At 69.6% G+C, this 17621-nt stretch carries 15 protein-coding genes and 2 pseudogenes; 13 read left to right on the forward strand and 4 right to left on the reverse strand.

All coding sequences use genetic code 11. The annotated features are described in order from the left end of the window. Positions 1-30: 30 nt before the first annotated feature. From ACIPSA_RS29695 to ACIPSA_RS29740, 10 genes are all read left to right on the forward strand, one after another. Positions 31-468 (forward strand): RbsD/FucU domain-containing protein, encoded by a 438-nt coding sequence (locus tag ACIPSA_RS29695; RefSeq protein WP_402639788.1) that lies wholly within the window; start codon positions 31-33, stop codon positions 466-468. Further along, on the forward strand, positions 465-1517 hold the full coding sequence (locus tag ACIPSA_RS29700) for a zinc-binding dehydrogenase (protein WP_402639790.1): 1053 nt from the start codon (positions 465-467) through the stop codon (positions 1515-1517). Before ACIPSA_RS29695 ends, ACIPSA_RS29700 begins: the two co-directional genes overlap by 4 nt. Next, complete coding sequence (locus ACIPSA_RS29705; protein WP_402639792.1) at positions 1514-2275, forward strand: SDR family NAD(P)-dependent oxidoreductase; 762 nt, start codon at positions 1514-1516, stop codon at positions 2273-2275. Before ACIPSA_RS29700 ends, ACIPSA_RS29705 begins: the two co-directional genes overlap by 4 nt. Next, positions 2272-2904, forward strand: coding sequence for a bifunctional 4-hydroxy-2-oxoglutarate aldolase/2-dehydro-3-deoxy-phosphogluconate aldolase (locus tag ACIPSA_RS29710; RefSeq protein WP_402639794.1), 633 nt, complete (start codon positions 2272-2274; stop codon positions 2902-2904). The genes ACIPSA_RS29705 and ACIPSA_RS29710 overlap by 4 nt, the downstream gene beginning before the upstream one ends. After that, positions 2901-3938 carry a PfkB family carbohydrate kinase gene (locus ACIPSA_RS29715; protein WP_402639797.1) on the forward strand — a complete coding sequence of 346 codons (1038 nt, stop codon included), beginning with the start codon at positions 2901-2903 and terminating at the stop codon, positions 3936-3938. The genes ACIPSA_RS29710 and ACIPSA_RS29715 overlap by 4 nt, the downstream gene beginning before the upstream one ends. A gap of 35 nt (positions 3939-3973) precedes the next feature. Next, complete coding sequence (locus tag ACIPSA_RS29720; protein ID WP_402639799.1) at positions 3974-4987, forward strand: aldo/keto reductase; 1014 nt, start codon at positions 3974-3976, stop codon at positions 4985-4987. Then, positions 4978-5697 (forward strand): FadR/GntR family transcriptional regulator, encoded by a 720-nt coding sequence (locus ACIPSA_RS29725; protein ID WP_402639801.1) that lies wholly within the window; start codon positions 4978-4980, stop codon positions 5695-5697. The genes ACIPSA_RS29720 and ACIPSA_RS29725 overlap by 10 nt, the downstream gene beginning before the upstream one ends. A 194-nt stretch (positions 5698-5891) precedes the next feature. Then, positions 5892-6119, forward strand: coding sequence for a fumarylacetoacetate hydrolase family protein (locus tag ACIPSA_RS29730; protein WP_402639891.1), 228 nt, complete (start codon positions 5892-5894; stop codon positions 6117-6119). Between the two features lie 193 nt (positions 6120-6312). Beyond that, complete coding sequence (locus ACIPSA_RS29735; RefSeq protein ID WP_402639802.1) at positions 6313-7203, forward strand: amidohydrolase family protein; 891 nt, start codon at positions 6313-6315, stop codon at positions 7201-7203. Between the two features lie 274 nt (positions 7204-7477). Further along, positions 7478-8041: an MBL fold metallo-hydrolase gene (locus ACIPSA_RS29740; RefSeq protein ID WP_402639804.1), complete on the forward strand. Its 564-nt coding sequence runs from the start codon at positions 7478-7480 to the stop codon at positions 8039-8041. A 136-nt stretch (positions 8042-8177) separates the two neighbouring features. Here the strand turns inward: ACIPSA_RS29740 and ACIPSA_RS29745 are convergent, their stop codons facing one another. Together ACIPSA_RS29745 and ACIPSA_RS29750 are read right to left on the reverse strand one after the other, a co-directional pair. Next, on the reverse strand, positions 8178-8675 hold the full coding sequence (locus tag ACIPSA_RS29745) for an amidohydrolase family protein (protein WP_402639806.1): 498 nt from the start codon (positions 8673-8675) through the stop codon (positions 8178-8180). A 734-nt stretch (positions 8676-9409) separates the two neighbouring features. Next, positions 9410-11752 carry an alpha-L-fucosidase gene (locus ACIPSA_RS29750; RefSeq protein ID WP_402639808.1) on the reverse strand — a complete coding sequence of 781 codons (2343 nt, stop codon included), beginning with the start codon at positions 11750-11752 and terminating at the stop codon, positions 9410-9412. Between the two features lie 340 nt (positions 11753-12092). On the opposite strand from ACIPSA_RS29750, the gene ACIPSA_RS29755 reads away from it, so the two are divergent. After that, entirely contained in the window at positions 12093-13532 is a 1440-nt protein-coding gene (locus ACIPSA_RS29755; RefSeq protein ID WP_402639811.1) for an RICIN domain-containing protein, read from the forward strand. Positions 13533-13637: 105 nt separating this feature from the next. Then, positions 13638-13811: pseudogene (locus tag ACIPSA_RS29760) on the forward strand (alpha-L-arabinofuranosidase); the annotation flags it as partial. Positions 13812-14158: 347 nt separating this feature from the next. Here ACIPSA_RS29760 and ACIPSA_RS29765 read toward each other — a convergent pair. After that, positions 14159-15910 (reverse strand): cellulase family glycosylhydrolase, encoded by a 1752-nt coding sequence (locus ACIPSA_RS29765; protein ID WP_402639813.1) that lies wholly within the window; start codon positions 15908-15910, stop codon positions 14159-14161. Between the two features lie 700 nt (positions 15911-16610). Further along, positions 16611-16862: pseudogene (locus ACIPSA_RS29770) on the reverse strand (phospholipid carrier-dependent glycosyltransferase); the annotation flags it as partial. 121 nt (positions 16863-16983) lie between these two features. On the opposite strand from ACIPSA_RS29770, the gene ACIPSA_RS29775 reads away from it, so the two are divergent. Then, positions 16984-17619, forward strand: a complete 636-nt coding sequence (locus tag ACIPSA_RS29775; RefSeq protein ID WP_402639815.1) for a TetR/AcrR family transcriptional regulator — start codon at positions 16984-16986, stop codon at positions 17617-17619. The last annotated feature ends 2 nt before the right edge of the window (positions 17620-17621 follow it).

Genomic DNA, 17621 nt, shown 5'->3' on the forward strand with positions numbered 1-17621 from the left:
GCTTCCTGACAAGAAGGAGATGACACTCCCGTGCTCCTGACCGAACTACTGCATCCCGGCATCCTCGAATCCCTGGCCGGATCCGGTCACGGCGCCCGCGTACTGCTCGCCGACGGCCACTACCCGGCCAGCACCGCCACCGGCGCGCGTGCCAGAACCGTGCACCTGAACCTGGCCCCCGGCCTGCTGGACGTCACCACCGTGCTCGACGTCCTGCTGCGCGCCCTGCCCGTCGAGTCGGCCCACGTGATGATCCCGCCCGAGGGTGAACCGGAGCCGCCGGCCATCGCCGAGTACCGCTCGATGCTGGCGCCCCTCCCGGTCGACACGCTCGCGCGCTTCGAGTTCTACGACGCCGCCCGCTCGCCCGACCTGGCGCTGGCGATCGTCACCGCTGACACCCGTACCTACGCCAACCTGCTGCTGACCATCGGCGTCCGCGCTGAAAGGACCCTGACGACACGATGACACTCGCCGTCCGTTACACGGCCGCCCGCACCCTGGACACGGCTCCCGCACCCAGTACGCCGCCCGGACCCGGCGAGGTGGAGCTGGCCCCCGCCTACGTCGGCATCTGCGGCACCGATCTGCACATCTTCCACGGCGACATGGACGCCCGGGTGTCCACACCGGCTGTCCTGGGACACGAGATGTCCGGGCGAATCGTACGCGTCGGGCCGGGCGTCGAGGGCTGGCAGCCCGGCGACGCGGTGACCGTGATGCCGCTGCGCTGGGACGACACCTGCCCAGCCTGCCGCTCCGGGCATCAACACGTCTGCCAGCACCTGGACTTCATCGGCATCGACTCCCCGGGCGCGATGCAGCAGCGCTGGACCGTGCCCGCCTCGACGCTCATCCGGCTGCCCGACTCCCTTCCCCTGGACCTCGCCGCGCTCGTCGAGCCGACGGCGGTCGCCGTGCACGACGTCGGCCGGGCCCAGGTCGCCCAGAGCGAGAAGGTCGTCGTGGTCGGCGGCGGCCCGGTCGGCATCCTCATCGCGCTGGTCGCGCGAGCCGCGGGCGCTGACGTCCGGGTCGTGGAGCTGAGCGCCCACCGCCGTCTGCTGGCCGAGGAGTTGGGGCTGACGGCGTGGAGCCCGGGTGACGACGACGTGCCGGCGCTGGTGCGGCAGTGGACCGGGGATGCGGGCGCGGACGTCGCCTTCGAGGTGTCCGGCGCGGCGGGCGGCGTGGACACGGCGGTCGAAGTCCTCGGTGTGCGCGGGCGGTTGTGCCTCGTCGCCATCCACCCCCGGCCCCGCGAGGTGAACCTCCACCGCTTCTTCTGGCGCGAACTGACCTTGGTTGGCGCCCGGTTGTACGACCGCTCCGACTTCGAGAAGGCGGTCGCGCTGGTGGCGGACGGCACGATCCCGGCCGACCGGTTGATCAGCAAGGTCGTGCCGCTCACGCAGGCGCCCGCCGCGTTCGAGGCGCTGGAGGCGGGTGGCGACGTGATGAAGATCCTCGTCGACTGCACCGACGAAACCGACGACGCCCAGGGAGACGCCGTATGACCGCCTTCGACCTCACCGGGAAGCTCGCTGTTGTCACCGGAGCCCGGCGCGGCATCGGCCGGGCCATGGCGCGAGCGCTCGCCGAGGCCGGCTCGGACGTCATCGGCGTCAGCGCCTCGCTGGAGGAGTCCGGCAGCGGGGTGGAGAAGGACGTCCTCGCCGCGGGCCGTACGTTCGAGGCGATCCGCACCGACTTCGCCGATCCCGAAGCCGTACGGGCCCTGGGCGCGAACCTCGCCGGACGTGCGCGGCCGGTGGACATCCTGGTCAACAACGCGGGCACGATCCGCCGCTCCCCGGCCGCGGAACATGCCGACGCCGACTGGGAGTTGGTGCTCCAGGTCAACCTCAACGCGCAGTTCGCCCTGAGCCGTGCGGTGGGCGCGTCGATGGTGGCTCGCGGCCGGGGGAAGGTCATCTTCACGGCGTCGCTGCTCAGCTTCCAGGGCGGCATCACCGTGCCTGGCTACACCGCCGCCAAACACGGCATCGCGGGGCTGACCAAGGCGCTGGCCAACGAGTGGGCACCACACGGCGTCAACGTCAACGCCATCGCGCCCGGCTACATCGCCACCGACAACACCCAGGCTCTGCGGGACGACCCGGTGCGCAGCAAAGCGATTCTGGACCGCATCCCGGCCGCCCGCTGGGGGGACGCCGACGACCTGGTGGGCGCCACGGTGTTTCTCGCCTCGGATGCCGCCGCCTACGTGCACGGCGTAGTCCTGCCCGTCGACGGCGGATGGCTCGGCCGATGAGCGGCACCGACCTCGCCTCCGTGCTGGCCGGTGCCCGCGTGATGCCGGTACTGACGGTGGGGCGCGTCTCGACCGCCGGCCCGCTGGCCGACGCGCTCGCGGCGGGTGGTGCCCGGTGCGCCGAGGTCACCTTCCGCACACCGGACGCCGAGCTGGTACTCGAGGAGATGGCCGCCCACGGCGGCCTGGCCGTCGGCGCCGGTACGATCCTCACGCCCGAGCAGGCGGAGCGGGCCGTGGCGGCCGGGGCCCGCTTCGTGGTCTCGCCCGCCTTCGACGAGGAGGTCGTCGCCACGTGCCGCGAGCTGGGCGTGCCCGTGGTGCCCGGCATTGCCACCGCCACCGAGCTGATGCGCGCCCTGAAGGCGGGCCTCGAAACCGTCAAGTTCTTCCCCGCCGAGCCCCTCGGCGGCCTGCGGATGCTGCGGGCGCTCGCGGCTCCCTTCCCCCAGGTGCGCTTCGTACCGACCGGCGGGATCGACGCCTCCCGCCTGGCCGCCTACCTCGCCCACCCAGCGGTCCTCGCCGTCGGCGGCAGCTGGATGGCTACCGCCGTCCATCTGGAGAAGGGCGACTACGAGGACATCCGCCGGCTGACCGCGGAGGCGGTGGAGAGGAGCATGACGTGATCGACGTGGTGGCCCTCGGCGAGGTGATGCTGCGTTTCGACCCGGGCGAGGGGCGGATCCATACCGCCCGCTCCTTCCAGGTCTGGGAGGGCGGCGGCGAGTACAACGTCGTGCGCGGACTGCGGCGCTGCTTCGGGCTGCGGACTTCCGTCGTGACCGCTCTCGTCGACAACGCGGTGGGCAGGCTCGTGGAGGACCTGATCCTCCAGGGCGGTGTCGACACCTCACTGATCCGCTGGGTGCCCGACGACGGCATCGGCCGCACCGCCCGCAACGGCCTCAACTTCGTCGAACGCGGCTTCGGCATCCGCGGCGCCCTGGGCGTCAGCGACCGCGCGCACACCGCCGTCTCCCAGCTGTGCAAAGGGGACGTCGACTGGGACGCCGTGTTCTCGGCGGGGGTGCGCTGGTTCCACACAGGCGGCATCTTCGCCGGCCTGTCCGACACCACGGTGGACGTCGCGGACGAGGCCATGGCCGCGGCCCGCCGCCACGGCGTCACCGTCTCCTACGACCCCAACTACCGTCCCAGCCTCTGGGCCGGCCGCGGCGGCGCAGACCGGGCCCACGAGGTCGACCTGCGGCTCGCCCGGCACGCCGACGTCGTGGTGGGCGCCCTGGGCCTGGCCGGGACCTACCCGGGACAGGCGCGCATCAGGGCCGACGAGGTGGCGGACGCGCTCGCCGAGGTGGCCGGCCTGCTGCCCGGGGCGAAAGTACTGGCCACGACCCTGCGCGACGTGCCCTCGGCCGGGGTCAACGACTGGTCCTCGGCCGCCTGGTCCGCCGACACCGGCTTCGTCACCGGCCCCCGGATGGCCGGACTGCACGTCCTGGACCGCATCGGCTCCGGCGACGCCTTCGCCGCCGGCCTGATCCACGGACTGCTCGGCGACACCGGCCTGGAGCACGCCTTGGCCTACGGCACCGCCCACGGCGCGCTCACCATGACCACGCCCGGAGACGTCTCCATGGCCTCGCTCGCCGAGGTCGAGGCGCTCATCACGGGCGGGTCGGCCCACGTCAGACGCTGACCGGCACCCCATGATCCGTATCCCAGGAGCACCACTTGCACCAGCGGAAGATCCAGAACACGTCCGTCTCACTCACCGAACTCGGCTTCGGGGCGTCCGTGATCGGCAACCTCTACCAGGTCACCCCGGCCGACGACGCCACAGCCGCCGTCGACGCGGCCTGGGAGGCCGGCCTGCGGTATTTCGACACGGCGCCGCACTACGGCCTCGGCCTCTCCGAGCGCCGTCTGGGCGCTGCCCTGCGAGGGCGCCCGCGTGACGAATACGTCATCTCCTCCAAGGTGGGCAGGCTGCTGGTGCCCAATGGGGAGCCACGCGGCGTCGACACCGAGGGCTTCGTCGTACGGGACGACCTGCGCCGCCGGTGGGACTTCAGCCGGGACGGCGTGCTCCGGTCCGTCGAGGACACCCTGGAGCGCACCGGCCTGGACCGGCTGGACATCGTCTACCTGCACGATCCGGACGACCACTGGAGGCAGGCGGCCGAGGAGGCCATGCCCACGCTCGCGGAGTTGCGCGACCAGGGCATGATCGGCGCGATCGGCGCCGGCATGAACCAGTCGGCGATGCTCGCACGCTTCCTGCGCGAGACCGCCGCCGACGTGGTGATGCTGGCCGGGCGCTACACCCTCGTGGACCAGTCGGCGCTGGACGACGTGCTGCCCGCCGCGCAGGTACTGGGCAAGAGTGTGGTGGCGGTGGGTGTCTTCAACTCAGGACTGCTGTCCCGAGACCGGCCCACCGAGGGCATGAAGTACGACTACCGGGACGCCCCACCGGCTCTCGTCGCCCGTGCTCGGGCGATCGCCGCGGTCTGCGAGGCACACGGGACCACGCTGCCCGCGGCCGCGATCGCCTTCCCGCACACGCATCCCAGTATCATCAACGTCACCCTCGGCATGCGGAATCCGGAACAGGTCGTACAAAACGTGGAACTCCATCGTCAGCACATCCCCGACGGGCTCTGGGCCGATCTCCGCGCTCAGGGGCTGATCAGGTCGGACGTGCCCGCGGAGCACGGCCGGGGGAGGGAGTCGCGTTGCTTCTGACGGACAAAGCCATCGAGCAGATCCGTGAGCTGATTCGGACGGGCGTCCTGCCCCCGGGCTCGAAGCTCCCACCGGAGCCGGACCTGGCCGCCCAGCTGGGGCTCTCCCGCAACCTCGCCCGTGAAGCGGTCAAGGCGTTGGCCGTCGCGCGGGTCCTGGAGGTCCGGCGGGGTGACGGCACGTACGTGACCAGCCTGCAGCCGAGCCTGCTCCTGGCGGGGGTCGGCGGTGCGGTGGAGCTGCTGCAGGGCGACTCGGTCGCTCTGCAGGACCTCATGGAGGTACGGCGGCTCCTCGAACCGGTCGCCACGGCCCTTGCCGCCACTCGGATCTCCGACGACCAACTGGCCGAAGTGAAGCGACACTTGGATGCCATGCGCGACGCCCGCGACGAGGTGGAAGAGCTGAACGCCCACGACGCGGCCTTCCACCGCGCCGTCATCTCGGCCACGGGCAACGAGACCCTCCTCACGCTCCTGGAAGGCATCTCCGGCCGCACACTGCGCGCCCGCATCTGGCGTGGTCTGGTCGACGACAAGGCCGCGGGCCGCACCCTCGCCGAGCACGAGGCGATCTTCAATGCCCTGTCCACCCGTGATGCCGCCCTCAGCCAGGCCGCCGCGCTGCTGCACGTGAGCAACACCGAGCAGTGGCTGAGGGAGCACCTGCGCTCGGGCGAGGCCCTCCCGTTCGGTACGACGACGGGGTGACGGGCGAGCGAAGCCCGCTTACGTTCTCTTGGGCTGACACCGACCATGCATGGGATGGATGTGCGGGGCGTCGACGGAGGCGTGGTTCGCGTTTGGGTCGTAGAGGCGGATCTGAATCGCGTCATCTGCGGCTACAGTGAATTTGGCGTGACCCCGACGGCACGGCCCATGACCTGATCCCTCCGACCACCGACATCGACCGAGGGCGGGCAGTCGGACAAGGGCGCGTCCTGCGAGATGTCCACCCGCTCGGCGCCTGGCTGGTCACACCCGATGACATCGGCGACCCGCAGGATCTGGGCATACGGCTGTGGGGCGACGGAGAACTCCGCCAGGACGGCCACACCGGGAACATGATCTGCCCGGTGCGCCACATCGTCCGGTACCTGAGACAGATCGCAGAGCTGGATGCCGGCGATTAGATCAATGCCGGCACCCCGGCCGGAGCATCCCGTACGTCGACACCGCTCCGCACGACGGCGCCGACGGCGTCTACCGCTCGATGATCGAGATCCTGGAACGCTGCCTCGCCGACCAGCGCCGATCGCTGGGGGCAGAACAGGAGTTCCTCACACCGCACGACCTTCTACCGCACCCCCTCGGACCGGAAAGACCATGACCAGGATCGACGCACACCATCACATCTGGCGGCCGATGTCCGCCCCCCACCCGACGACGGGCTCCGGCCCCCGCCGCCGCGCACACAGCTGGCTCGACGCGCCGGAAATGGCTTCCGTGCGGCGGGACTTCACCCTGGCGGACTTGGCACGGGAGACCGCGGCGGCGGGCATCGACCGCACGATCCTGGTCCAGGTCCTGCCCGAGACGGACGAGACCGCGGAGTTCCTGGCCCTGGCCGTGCGGACCGACCTGGTGGCAGGCGTCGTCGGCTGGGCCGACCTCACCTCGAACAGCCTCTCCGACACCCTGGCCGCCCTACGGTCAGCGCCCGGTGGTGAACTCCTGGTGAGCATACGTCACTTGGTGCAGAGCGAGCCGGACCCCGACTGGCTGAACCGGCCCGACGTACACCGGGGCCTGCACACGGTCGCCGCCGCGGGCCTCGCCTACGACCTGCTCACCCTCCCGCACCAACTGCCCGCCGCCATCGCCACCGTAAGAGCGCTACCCGAGCTGACATTCGTCCTCGATCACCTGTCCAAACCCCCCATCGCCCGGGGCGAACTCCAGCCGTGGGCATCACTGATCCGCCAACTGGCGGCGCAGCCCAACGTGTTCTGCAAGCTGTCAGGCATGGTCACCGAGGCCGAGCGGGACCACGTGAGCATGGCCGCCCTGCGCCCGTACGCCGACGTGGCGCTGGATGCCTTCGGCCCGGAGCGGATGATGTTCGGCTCGGACTGGCCGGTGTGCCTGCTGGCCGCCCCGTACGAGGAGGTCGTCGCCGTAGCCGAAGACCTGACCGCGGGCCTCACCGAAGCCGAGCGCTCCGAGGTCTTCGGCGGTACGGCGGCCCGTGCCTACCGACTGAGGAAGGACCTGTGAGAGTCCGTTTGGCCTACGGGCAGTCAGGGCTCGACATCGACGTGGACCCGCGCGCGACGACAGTCGTCCTTCCCGTTCACCACGAAGCCGCCCCCGACCACAACGCCGTACTGCGCTCGGCGCCGCGCGCACCCGTCGCCGGTCCACCGCTGCGCGAACGCGTACGATCCGGACAGAAGGACCGGTCTTCGTGCCCTGCTCACCGGCTTCCCGGCGCTCCTTCCCCGGTGACCGGTTCGCACACCCCACACACCCTTCACCCGAGGAGTCCCTGATGACCGCCGCCTTCCACGTCCTGACCACCGGTTACGCCGATACGCGGGTGGCCGGCACCGTCACCCTGCTCGTCGATGGCGAGACGGTCGCGATCGTCGATCCGGGCATGGTCGCGGACCGCCGACTCATCCTGGATCCGCTCACGCACCACGGACTGAGCCCGGAAGACGTCACCGACGTGATCTTCAGCCACCACCACCCGGACCACACGCTGAACGCGGCACTGTTCCCCGCAGCCCGCTTCCACGACCACATGGCCATCTATCACGACGACATCTGGGAGGACCGCGACGCCGACGGATACCGGCTCTCCCCGTCGATCGCGCTCATGACGACCCCCGGCCACACCGCGCAGGACGTCAGCACCCTGGTCACGGTCGCCGAGGGCCTGGTGGTCCTGACGCACCTGTGGTGGACCGCCGAGGGACCGGCCGACGACCCCTTCGCCCCCGACCGCGAGCAGCTGCGGGCGGCCAGGGAGAAGGTCCTGGCCCTCGGCCCGGTCCTGATCGTGCCCGGACACGGAGCACCGTTCGTGCCGTCGTCGTCCACGCCCGTCTAGCCCGCCTTCATCCCTTCGTCTCCCTCCGAGACTGTTCGGGCGTCCGTGACCGGAGCCTCTTGGACGATCACGCCCCGACCCCCGTCGGGTGGACCGGGGCATCGCCTGCGCGGGTCAGTGTCCTCGGCAGCAGGAGTCACCCGGTGTCCGGCCGGCGCCGAGCGCGCCCAAGCGCTGCGCCGCCTCGGCTCGGGAGGCGTCCGGCCTGGGATTGCGCGTCGTGGACCACCCGTCCGGAGACGAGCGTGTACCGGACTGAGGTGGCGCGGATCTCCTTCACCGGCACCCTGGTGATGTCCCGGTCGAGGACGATCAGGTCGGCCCTTCGGCCCGGTCGAACGGTTCCCGCACCGCCGTCGTGCAACTGGTGCGCCGCGCCTGCGGTGTGCATGACCAGCGACTGGGTCCGGGTCAGGCCTTCCGCGGTGTTGAGCGGGGGTTCGTTCTCTGCGGGGTTGCTGCGGTCGATCGCGGTGGCGATCTGCGTGAAGGGCAGCAGCGGGTCGACCGGCCAGTCCGAGCCGCCGGCCAGCCAGGCCCCCGCCCGGGCCAGGCTGCGCGCCGGGTACAGACGTGCGTACCGCTCCGGCCCGATGTAGGGACGCAGCGAGTCGCGGGTGAAGGACGACGGCATCGCCCTCCCTCGCCGGTCCACACGGCGCGCGGTGCGACGGAGGAACGGCACACCGTGACCGCGGCAGGGCTGCGGAGGCGCCGGTCCCGCACCGGCAGAGCCCTGGTCCGCGACCTCATCGCATCACTGGCCCGGAGCAGATCTGACTCACCGTCCGATCACGACGTCACACGGACCCTGGTGAGGGAGGCGGGTGGTGATGTGCCGGGCCAGCGGTACGAGGTGGTCGATGCCCTTGGCCGTTGAGTCCCCGCGTCGGTCGAGGCGAGGGTGAGCACCCAGGTGCGGGACCGGCGCGCCACACCAGGTAGCCGCCGCTTTCACTGAAGGCGGCCTGTCCCAGCCCGGCGACCATGCTGACTCGCATGTCCCGCATGCCCGCTGAGGAGGGCTCAGCGGCCAGTTCCCGCGCGGCTTTGTGTTCGACGTCGCCCCAGCGAGACGACATCGATCCCGCCCATGCCCTGACCCGGCTGTGCGCCCGCGCGGGCGGGGCGGGGCCGAGTCGAGCCCAGTGGCACACGTACGTGCCGGACGCTCCGTACCGGCGATTGTGCTGAGCATCCTGGGCGGAACGTACGGCTTGGCATTCCCACCGCCGAACCCGGAGACCCTGAGCACGAGGGTTCCCCGGTGGCGGACCGATGTGCTCCAAGGATGTGGACCAGCCCCGCGCGGCCCGCTCACCCGCAGGTTGAACCCCTGAGACGCTCGCTGCTCCCGGCCCATCGGCCTCACAGTGCCACGATCTGCCAGTCCTGGTTGGATCCGCCGGTGGAGGGCCACTGGATGACCGTGGCGCCGTCCGCGGTGGAGGTGTCCTTGACGTCGGCGCACCAGCCGTTGCGGACGTTGACGAGTTGGTGGTAGCCGCTGGTCTGGGAGGGCACCAGCTTCCACGACTGGTTGTCGCCGCCGTCGTCGGCCCACTGGTCCAGGCCCGCGCCCTGGGCTGAGCCGCCCGGACTGTCCAGGACCTTGCCGCTGCGGACGTTGGAGAGCCGGTAGGAGCCGTCGGCGTTGGGCAGCAGCTTCCACTGCTGGTTGGTTCCGCCGTTCCACGGCCACTGGTCGACGGTGGCACCGTCGGCGGTTGCGCCACCGCCGACCTCCAGCACCTTGCCGCTCTTGCGGTTCACCAGCCGGACGGTCCCCACGTCCGCGCTGAAGGGGCGGTCGTAGACCTCCAGGCCGCGGATCGAGGCCCAGGTGCCGGAGGGCAGTCCGGTGACGGTCACCCGTACATATCGTGCCTGCGCGCGGAAGACGGAAACCTGCACCTGGCTGGTGCCGTTCGTGGCGGTCAGGTCGGCGAGGGTGGTCCAGTTGGCGTTGTCGGTGGAACCCTCGATCCGATACCGGTAGTTGGTGGCAGCGGACTCCCAGGCGATCCGGGTGCCGGTCAACGACCTCTCCGAGCCCAGTTCCACCTTCAGCCACTGTCCCGTGTCGCCGTTGCTCGCGCACCAGCGGGTGGCGGTGGAGCCGTCGACCGCCTTGGCCGCGATGTTGCCCTTGGAGGTCTCCTCGCTGCTGGCCGTCGCCGTCTTGCCGGCGGCGATGTTCGCCGGCTGCACGGAGCGGTCCAGCGTGACCCCGACGACGCTGTCCTCGGGGATGCGGGTGCGGTTGATGCCGGTGATCGTCACCCTGCCGTCCGCGCCGGCGGTGTACGACAGGTCGGCACCCGTGGCGACGTCGAAGACGTGGGTGACCTGCGCGTCTCCGATGGACGGCGTGGTGAAGCCGGTGCCGCTGTAGCCGGGCAGCAGGTGGACGTAGAAGGTGTTGTCCTTGTACGTGAAGCCGTACTGGCCGTCCACCGGCTCCCACGGTCCGCCGCGCGTGCCGTACACGGCCTGGCCGCAGGTGGTCAGGAAGGAGCCGACCCTGCGCACCACGGCGGCCTGGTCGGCGGGGACCACCCCGGTGCGGTCGGGGCCGACGTTGAGCAGGCAGGTCATGTTCCGCACCCAGGCGTTGACCAGGACGTTCATGGTGGCGGAGAAGCTCATCACCTTGGAGTCGGCCTTGTATCCCCAGGCGCCGCCGATGGTGAAGCACTTCTCCGCCACCTTCCCGGCGCGGATCGCACCGGTGGGGACCGACGAGCCCTCCTCGCTGGTGTAGTCGCCGATCCAGCCGGAGCGCAGGGTGGTGACGATGTCGGGCTGGTGCTTGCGGACCAGGCCGGTCAGGCCCAGCGGCTTGCCGGTGGCGGGATCGGTGTCGCTGTAGGAGGCGTCCACCGGCCAGTCGTTGGCGGCGTCGCGGTACTTGCCGGGCTCCCAGAAGAAGGCGGCGTCCGCGTCCGTGCCCTGCTGACCCAGCCAGCCGCCGTCCCACCAGAAGTCGTCGATCTTGCCGTACTGGGTCACCAGCTCCTTGACCTGCTGGTACACCTCGTTCTTCATGACCCGCGCGTTCTCCTTGTGCGCGGGATCGGTGGTGTAACCCCAGCTGTTGGCAAGGCAGTTGGTGCCGGTGACGTCGTAGTAGCCGGGGTAACGCCAGCTCAGGGGGGAGAAGTAGAGACCGACCTTGAGTCCGGCGTCGCGTACGGCGGTGACGTACTCGCTGATCAGGTCCCGCTGCATCGGGGCCTGTCCGGCGTGGAAGGCGTTCGGATGGGTGGACGGCCACAGTGCGAAGCCCTCGTGATGGCGGGCCGTGAGGACGGTGTACTTCGCGCCCATGTCCTTGGCCAGCTGGGCCCAGTCGGCCGGCTTGTAGGCGCTCGCCGTGAACTGCTCGCCGGTCGCGTCGGTGAAGTACTTCCTGTAGTTCTCCGGCGTGACGGCGGCGTTCTCCATGTACCACTCGCCCCTGGCCGGGCCGGAGTAGACGCCCCAGTGGATGAACATGCCCAGCCTGGCGTCCTGCAGCCACTGGATCTTCTCGTCGGACTGCTGCTCGATGCCCAGATCCGACTTGGGGATCCGCAGGGGGAGAAGGGGCAGCGGCTGGGGGGAGGCGGCCGCGTGCGCGGGTGTGGCCAGTGTCGGCGAGACGGCTGCGGCAACCGTCGTGACGGCCATGCCGGTCAGCACTCTGCGGCGACTGATCGGTTCGGACAAGGTTCTCTCCTGACTGTTCACAAAACAGCACGGACAGTCGTGCGGCTCAGGGGGAGCAGGCGTAAGGACGGGCACCCCGGCGGTGGACCGTATGCCACCACACGACTCAGGGACATAGGATGAATTAGCGGGTGCGGAAAGGACTATTGTCCATAGCTGAGACGCAACTGCCTGAATTTACAGGCTAATTGCCGATCGTCTTGATCGTCGAGATACACAACATGGGATGTATTTACCTTGGGGTAACTATTGACGAGGGCATGCCCGGTACCTACTGTCCTGCGTCGGAACCGAACAGATTTCAACAATCAGAAGCCCTGTCGTTGGGAGCCAAGTGCCCATGCTCAGAGGTGCGTTCAGTCCGGTGCTCGTCCTCCTCCTGGGCGTCTTCACGCTGCTGGTCGCCGGCGTGCCCGCCCAGGCCGCCCCGGTCACCGTGACCAACGGGACGCAATTCACCGACACCACGGGATCCGTGGTGCACGCCCATGGCGGCGGGGTGATCAAGGTCGGCTCCTCCTACTACTGGTTCGGTGAGAACCGCAACGCCGACAACACCTTCAAGGCCGTCTCCGCCTACCGCTCGACCGATCTGAAGACCTGGGAGTTCAGACGCGATGTGCTGACCCAGGCCAGCGACCCGGAGCTGGCGGTCGCCAACATCGAGCGCCCGAAGGTGATCTACAACAGCACCACCGGCAAGTTCGTGATGTGGATGCACAAGGAGAACGGCACCGACTACAACCAGTCCCGCGCCGCCGTCGCCGTCTCCGACACCGTCGACGGCGACTATGCCTGGCGGGGCAGCTTCCGGCCGCCGTCCGGCACCACGTCCCGGGACATGACCCTGTTCAAGGACGACGACGGCACGGCATACCAGATCACCTCCGCGGCCGGCAACGCCGACCTGCACATCTACAAGCTCACCGCCGACTACACCGGCTACGACACCCTGGTCGCCAACCCCTGGCCGGGCAACTACCGTGAGTCCCCCGCACTGTTCAAGCGCGACGGCGTCTACTTCATGCTCACGTCCGGCACCAGCGGCTGGAATCCCAACCAGCAGAAGTACGCCACCGCCACCAGCCTCGCCGGCCCCTGGACCGCCATGGCCGACGTCGGTGACGCCACCGCCTACGGCTCCCAGACCGCGTTCGTGCTGCCCGTCCAGGGCACGTCGGGCACCTCGTACCTCTACCTGGGCGACCGCTGGGGCAATTCCATGGGCGGCACCGTCAACGACTCCCAGTACGTCTGGCTGCCGCTGACCTTCCCGACCCGGACCACCATGAACCTGCCCTGGTACCCGCAGATCGCCATCGACACCGCCGCCGGCACGGTCACCGGCGTCGGCGGCGGCCCGTACTACAGCCTCATCGCCCGGCACAGCGGCAAATGTCTCGACGTCACCGACAACTCGGCCACCGACAGCGCGGTCGCTCTCCAGTACACCTGCAACGGCGGCCTCAACCAGCAGTGGCGCCTGCAGGACGCCGGCGATGGGTACGTGCGCATCCTCGCCCAGCACAGCGGTAAGTGCCTCGATGTGGCGAACGCATCCACGGCCGACGGCGCGTACGTCAACCAGTACCACTGCACCACGGGCACCAACCAGCAGTGGCGGTTCCAGAACCAGCCAGGCGGCTACTACAGCCTCATCGCCCGGCACAGCGGCAAGTGCCTGGACGTGGCGAACGCCTCCACCGCCGACGGCGCCCGCCTCATCCAGTGGCCCTGCAGTACCGGCACCAACCAGCAGTTCCAGCGGCCCGCGGTGTGAGACGGTCGAGCCCGGCGGACGTTCGGTGTCCGCCCGGCATCCACTTCGGCGCGGCTGGGCCCTGCCTCGGGGCACGCTCCGCCAGACGGGCACCCGCACCCAGCGAAGGACATCAGCCACGGCGAGATGGTCCGCGCCGGCAACGACCAGACCCTGCGCATCGATCCGTGCCGACCGCAGTACGTCTACCAGGGCGTTGACCCCAACGCCAACAGCTCCGACTACAACGCACTGCCGTGGCGGATGGGCCTGTTCACCCAGACCAGCTCCACGTGCTGACCGCCTGAACCATCACCGAGCAGCCACGCATCCCGCCGGGAACTCACCCGGCGGGGTGCCGTCTCACTCAGCGAACTGTTTCAGCTGTTCCAGCGGACCACGGCCTCACTTGCCGTAGTGCGCGTCGTAGATCGAGATCGCCGACTTGTTGTTCTACCTGTCGGTGACGCCGGCACGAAGGGAGATGCCCGCCAACACCGCGTGGCGATCGCCGTCGTGATCGCCTGTCTCACCGCCGTGAACGCCCTTCTTCGCCGGCGCCGCCTGGAACGGAGCGCCAGCGACTTCGCCCGCGGATGACCGCGGCGCCCGCCCGAGAGCCACTCCGGGCGGGTGCCGGTCCCAGTTCAGGACGCCGTGCCGGTCACTGTGCTCCCCGACTTGGTCACGTAGTACGTCGTGGTGACGCCGCTCCAGAAGTGGAAGGTGAGCTTCACGCGTGCGTTGTCCTTGACCGCGTCGAGGAAGGCGGGCGTGAGGCGGATGGCCTTCTTGGCGTAGTCCGGCGCGAAGGCGGTGTTGAACTGCTGGTACGGAGTCCAGTTGGTCGGACCGGCGTTGCCGCCGTCGGCGTAGGTGGCCTCCATGGTCGCCAGCACGTCACCGCGGAACTGCGTGGGGATCCGGAATGAACCGGTCGTTGCGGTGGTGCCCGACTGCGCCGGGGTGTCGTAGGTGATCACGCGGATCGGCCAGGCAACGCCCCGGGAGAACGTGGCCTGGAGCGTCGCGTTGACCCCGTAGGCGCGGTTGCCGACGAGCCGGGTGAGCGCGGCCGCCTTCAGGGTGAGCCGGTTTCCGGAGAGGGCGTAGTCCCTGCCGCTGACCAGCTTCGTGCTGCCCTGCTTGAGCGCCGTGAAGGTGGCGCCGTTCAGGTTCAGGGTGAGCGTACGGTCCTTGACGGGGCCGGACTTCGGCACGAAGACGCTGTCCGAGGCGGCGGTCGCCGAGCGCGTCGTCCAGCTCGACCTGATCTGGCGGAACAGCCCGGCGTCCTTCCAGCGGAGCTTGCTGCGGTCGTAGAAGGAGCCGTTGTCCCACAGGACGGTGGTGACCTTGTTGGTGCGGGCGGCGTGACCGAGCGCTTCGAAGTACCTCAGCATCTCGCCGCGTTCCACCGCGCCGGGGCCGTGGTCGTAGCCGAGCAGGCCGTACTCGCCGAGGACGACGGGGATGCCCTGCGCGACGAATGTGTCGCGCATCCGCTTGAACGTTTTGGCCAGGTCTGCCTGAGCCTGCGCGTCGAAGCGGGTGGAGCCGGCGACGTTCACGCTGAACGGGAAGTAGCCGTAGTAGTGCACGGTGGCGACCAGCCGGGGGTCGTGCAGCGACTTGATCGTGGCGGCCAGGTTGTCCATCAGCCGCTGGTCGGGGGTGCAGACCTCGGTGGGCAGCATGAGCAGGCGGTTCTTGTTGTTGCCACCCGACGCACGCACGATCTTGTGGAAGGACGTGTTCAGTTCGTTGAGCAGGCCGGCCTTGCGGGCGTTGTCGGCGTTGTCGAACTGGGGCTCGTTGACGCTCTCGAAGAGCACCTGGGCGGGCTCGTTCCGGAACGTGGTGGCGATCTGAGTCCAGGTCGCGTTGAAGCGGGCCAGTACCTTGTCGTGGTCGGTGGACATCTTGCTGGTCCACTGCCAGGAGTCGTGATGGACGTCGAGGATCACGTAGAAGCCGTCGGCGATCGCCCAGTCGACGACCTCCTTGACCCGGCTCATGTACGCCGGATCGATGGCGTACTTCGGTGCCGTTCCCTGGTGGTCGCTCCAGGTCACGGGGATGCGGATGCTCTGGAACCCCTGGTCGCGGACCGAGTCCAGCAGGGCTTTGGTGGTGCGGGGCTGACCCCAGTCGGTCTCGTTGGGGCCGGCGTCCAGGCTGTTGCCCAGGTTCCAGCCCGGCTGCATCGCGGCCACGGCCGCCATCTCGTTGCCCGGAACCGGGGCCGGCGCCGCGGACGCCTCGGGCTTGGCGTCGTCGCCGAACGCCCCGAAGACCGTGCCGTAGGCGATGACGCCTCCGGCGATCAGTGCCAGCGGTGTACCCACTACGAGCCGAAGCCGGCGTCGGCGGTGCTGTGGGGCCTGCTGCTTCTTCATGCTCATCCGTTCTGGAAGACCGAGCCGGTGTCGCCCTTCAGTGGCCGCCGCCGGCCAGAAGGTTGCCGCGTTTCTCAGGCAATACACAGAAACGGCCGGCGCCCTGTACGGCGGCACAACGGTTCACGTCTGTTCACCTCGCGGCCAGCGGTGCCCTGCGACGGCGTCCGTCAGCAGCGCACAAGGGCACGGCCGGCGATCCTGAACCCTGGCCGGCATGCGGTCGGACAGTGCGGCGCGTGCCTGTCTCCAACTCCCGAACTCCGGGCGGCAGGTCGGGTGGAATGCCCGTGGATCGGCGATGCCCTGCGGCGCGGCGACAGTCGGGACCGGGAGCGTGGAGGCCGGTCACGGTCCGGAACAGCGGATCAGATGTGTGTCCGAGACGTCCCAGCCGCGCGAACGGTGGCGGGTGCGGGCAGAGGGCCGTACGCGAGTCAAGGCGAGGGCGAGAAAGCCGAGCGCCGTCAGGCGGTGAGTAGGACGTCCAACCTCGGCTCGCGCGTCAGTTTCGGACCGACGTGCGACGAGCAGCGGCGACGAAGCAGCGGAGTCTCAGGTCGGCAAGGCTGTCGACGAAGTACTGATCGGCAAGCGACGAGCCTGGTGTGGCGGCGGCTTCACAACGGCATCCCGGCAGGGATCCATGTACGGGCGCGCCATTCCTCCACCGTGATCGTCTGCCCGGTGTAGGTCGGAACGTCTGCCCGGTGTAGGCCGGAAAGAAGTAGACGAAGTTCCTCAGGGCGAGCAGAACCAGCGTGCCCGCGCGGACCGCGCCCCTCGTCCGGCGAGCCTCGGACGCACCTGGGGTCCGAGCGGCACGCCAACCGGCATCGCCACTGCCAGGCACAGGAGCGGGACGAACGCCACCGCATAGAAGCCAGTCGCGGCGCAGCGCCCAGCGGTAGAGCAGATGGATCAGCACGCAGCTCGCTACCCACCACCTTAATCAAACGTACGTTCCCTTTCGATCTTGGTGGGGATCTTTCGGATGGTCTTGCGGGGGCCGGCGAGGCTCTTTCGATACGTTCATGTATCCGATACATTTCTGTATCGAATGGAGGTCGGACATGGCGGTTGAGGGCACGGCCAAGCGTGTGACCAGGCGCCGGGTCCAGACCCGGGCCCGACTGCTCGAGGCCGCATTCGGCGTGTTCGCCGCCAAGGGCTTCGGGCGGGTGTCCATCGAGGAGGTCTGCGAGGCGGCCGGGTTCAGCCGGGGAGCCTTCTACTCGAACTTCGCCACCCTCGACGAGCTGTTCTTCGCGCTGTACCGGGAGCGGGCGGACCTCATCGCGGAGCAGGTCGCCGACGCGCTCGCCGGCGGCGGCCCCGACCTGGACGTGCCCGCTTCCGTGGACCGGGTCACCGAGGTGCTGCTGCTCGACGTGGACTGGCTGCTGGTGAAGACCGACTTCCTGGTGCACGCCGCCCGTGACCCCGAGGTCGCCCAGGCGCTCCTCGACCACCGGGCCCGCCTCAGACGTGCCATAGCCGACCGGCTCGCGCGGGCCAAGGGCCACACCGAACTGCCCGCCGTACTCGGCGATGTCGACGGCGCGGCGCACGCCGTGGTCGCCGCATACGACGGGGTCACCACCCAACTGCTGCTGGACCGGGACGTGGAGACCGCCCGCGCCTGGCTGGGGCAACTGCTCACCGCGCTGCTGGCCGATGGCGGCAGCGCCCCCGAACGAGTCGTCTAGGG

This window comes from Streptomyces sp. NPDC086549 (assembly GCF_044746205.1).
In the GTDB taxonomy this organism is placed as follows: domain Bacteria; phylum Actinomycetota; class Actinomycetes; order Streptomycetales; family Streptomycetaceae; genus Streptomyces.

Coding starts and splice junctions, on each gene's coding strand:
- ACIPSA_RS29740 (WP_402639804.1), top strand. CDS start 7,478: ATGACCGCCGCCTTCCACGTCCTGACCACCGGTTACGCCGATACGCGG.
- ACIPSA_RS29755 (WP_402639811.1), top strand. CDS start 12,093: ATGCTCAGAGGTGCGTTCAGTCCGGTGCTCGTCCTCCTCCTGGGCGTC.
- ACIPSA_RS29710 (WP_402639794.1), top strand. CDS start 2,272: ATGAGCGGCACCGACCTCGCCTCCGTGCTGGCCGGTGCCCGCGTGATG.
- ACIPSA_RS29705 (WP_402639792.1), top strand. CDS start 1,514: ATGACCGCCTTCGACCTCACCGGGAAGCTCGCTGTTGTCACCGGAGCC.
- ACIPSA_RS29735 (WP_402639802.1), top strand. CDS start 6,313: ATGACCAGGATCGACGCACACCATCACATCTGGCGGCCGATGTCCGCC.
- ACIPSA_RS29775 (WP_402639815.1), top strand. CDS start 16,984: ATGGCGGTTGAGGGCACGGCCAAGCGTGTGACCAGGCGCCGGGTCCAG.
- ACIPSA_RS29765 (WP_402639813.1), bottom strand. CDS start 15,910: ATGAAGAAGCAGCAGGCCCCACAGCACCGCCGACGCCGGCTTCGGCTC.
- ACIPSA_RS29745 (WP_402639806.1), bottom strand. CDS start 8,675: ATGCCGTCGTCCTTCACCCGCGACTCGCTGCGTCCCTACATCGGGCCG.
- ACIPSA_RS29700 (WP_402639790.1), top strand. CDS start 465: ATGACACTCGCCGTCCGTTACACGGCCGCCCGCACCCTGGACACGGCT.